Below are 2,431 nucleotides of genomic sequence, written 5' to 3'. Positions count from 1 at the left end.
GTCGGGGTCGGCGTCGAGGACCTGAGCCGTGCAGAACGCCGCCACACCGCGGGCCACCCGGGCCTCGTCTCTAAAACGTGCCCGGAACGACGAGTCGAGAGCCAGCTCGGGCCGGATAACCTTCACGGCCACGACTCGGTCGTCGTTACGACCGAGGTAAACCGTGCCCATACCGCCGACACCGAGCCGGCCGATCAACTCGTAGCGACCCACCCGCGCCGGGTCACCCGCGATCAGCGGGGTGAGACTGCCGAGCTGCGGCTGCATGCCTATGCCGCTCATGCCGCTCATGCCGCTCACGCCGCTCATGCCGGTTCGACGGGCCGGCGGCCCACGCCAGCAGCCATCGTGACCTCAGCTGACCTCGACCAGCGGGAGTGCTGTCGACGAGAAATGGGACACCACCCGGTCATCTACCGGGTCGTCAGCGGGCGTGCGGTGGACCCGGATGTGGTTGTAGAGGGTGTCGCGCTGGGCGGGAACGCGCCCAGCCGCGCGGATGAGCCGGATCAGCTCGAGGCGGTTGGACCGGTGTCGCGCTCCCGCTGAGGAGACGACGTTCTCCTCGAGCATCACCGAGCCCAGGTCGTCGGCCCCGTAGTGGAGAGTGAGCTGACCGACATCCTTGCCGACGGTGAGCCACGAGCCCTGGATGTGGCGGACGTTGTGCAGGAACAACCGCGCGACCGCGACAAGGCTGAGGTATTCGAGGGTCGTCGCCTGGGTGCGACCCTTCAGGTGGTTGTTCTCGGGCTGGTAGGTCCAGGGGATAAACGCCCGGAAGCCGCCGGTGCGGTCCTGCACGTCGCGCACCATGCGCAGGTGCTCGATGCGCTCCGCCGCGCTCTCGCCGGTGCCCATCATGAACGTGGCGGTCGACTCGACCCCAGCCCGGTGCGCGGTCTCCATCACCTCCAGCCAGGTCTCGCCGGACTCCTTGAGCGGCGCGATCGCGCTGCGCGCCCGGCGAACGAGGATCTCCGCACCAGCGCCGGCGAAGGAATCGAGGCCGGCCGCGTGCAGGCGTTGGATGACCTGCTGGAACGTCAGGCCGGACACCCTGGCGATGTGCACGACCTCCGAACCGCCCAACGAGTGCAACGCGAGCTGTGGATAAGCACCCTTGATCGCCGCGAACGTACGTTCGTACCACTCGATGCCGAACTCGGGGTGGTGACCACCTTGCAACATGATCTGGGTCGCACCCAGCTCGACCGCCTCGCCGCACCGGCGCAGGATGTCGTCGAGGTCACGAACCCAGCCCTCGTCGTGATTGGGCGGGCGGTAGAAGGCGCAGAACCGGCAGGCCGTCACGCAGACGTTGGTGTAGTTGATGTTGCGGTCAATGAGATAGGTCGCGACATCGGCCATGTCGCCGAACAGCCGCCGCCGCGCGAAGTCAGCCGCCCTGCCGAGGGCATGCAGGGGCGCATCGGTGTAGACGGCGAGCGCCTCTTGTGGGCTGATCCGCTGGCCGTCGGCGGCCCGGTCGAGGACGGTCTGCAGGTCGGGCACGATGTCGGCCTCCCGGTCAAACGGCACCGTCGCCAGGGTATCTCGCTGACCGGCACCCGTTCGTTTGGCGCCGGCGTCCCGGACCGGCATCTCCCTGGTTTGCACCGGCACCCGTTTGGCGCCGGTCAGCGCGGGGGATGGCTAGGCGCTTGCCGTCCTGGTGGGACAACGTTGTCGGGGGCGGCGTGGGTGCGCGGTTGGGCGGATGCCGCGATCATGTCGGCAGCCGCCCGCCCGGGGCGATGGCCGCGGAGCCGTTGTGCCGCCGCTGGCACCTTCCGCTCCGCAATCGCGTCCCCAACCCGCTGGGCGCCCCTTATCGCGGAACCGTTGTGCCGCCGGCGGCACCTGTGACTCCGCAATGACCCGCATACCGCGCCGGGACCGCGGATTGCGGAGCAATCACGCTGGCAGCCGGCCGTACGGCGACGGAAGACAACGTTGTCAGCGGACTGTGGTGGAGGGGTGCGGCACCGCGTCGTGTCGATCGAATCCGGGTGGGCTCGCCCGGCGCGGGTCCGGGTCCGGGTGGGCTCGGCGGGGTTTGCGGGCGGGGCTCGGCGGGGTTACGGGCGGGGCTCGGCGGGGTTACGGGCGAGGCCGCTCAGCGTGGTTGGCGCGGGCTCGCTTCGCGGGTTCGGGTGGGGCGTGCTACGCACGCGCTTGGACCGCCGATTGCGGAGCCGCTATGCCGTCGCCGCTGGCACCTTCCGCTCCGCAATCGCGTCCCCAACCCGCTGGGCGCCCTTATCGCGGAACCGTTGTGCCGCCGGCGGCACCTGTGACTCCGCAATGACCCGCATACCGCGCTGGGACCGCGGATTGCGGAGCAATCACGCTGGCAGCCGGCCGTACGGCGACGGAAGACAACGTTGTCAGCGGACTGTGGTGGAGGGGTGCGGCACCGCGTCGCGTC

The 2,431-nt window shown here is 69.8% G+C and carries 1 protein-coding gene and 1 pseudogene; both read right to left on the bottom strand.

Annotation, left to right across the window (positions count from 1 at the left end; all coding sequences use genetic code 11):
• Window positions 1–300: pseudogene (locus VGR06_RS34095) on the bottom strand (hypothetical protein); the annotation flags it as partial.
• Window positions 301–354: 54 nt separating this feature from the next.
• A complete protein-coding gene (gene mqnC, locus VGR06_RS34090; protein WP_327563310.1) occupies window positions 355–1,542 on the bottom strand; it encodes a cyclic dehypoxanthinyl futalosine synthase in 1,188 nt (395 codons plus the stop codon).
• Window positions 1,543–2,431: the final 889 nt, after the last annotated feature.

It is taken from the genome of Actinophytocola sp., from assembly GCF_036002505.1.
Taxonomy (GTDB): Bacteria; Actinomycetota; Actinomycetes; order Mycobacteriales; family Pseudonocardiaceae; genus DASYTH01.
The sequence above is the reverse complement of the archived record's forward strand: the minus strand, read 5'-3'. Positions and strand labels throughout refer to the sequence as shown.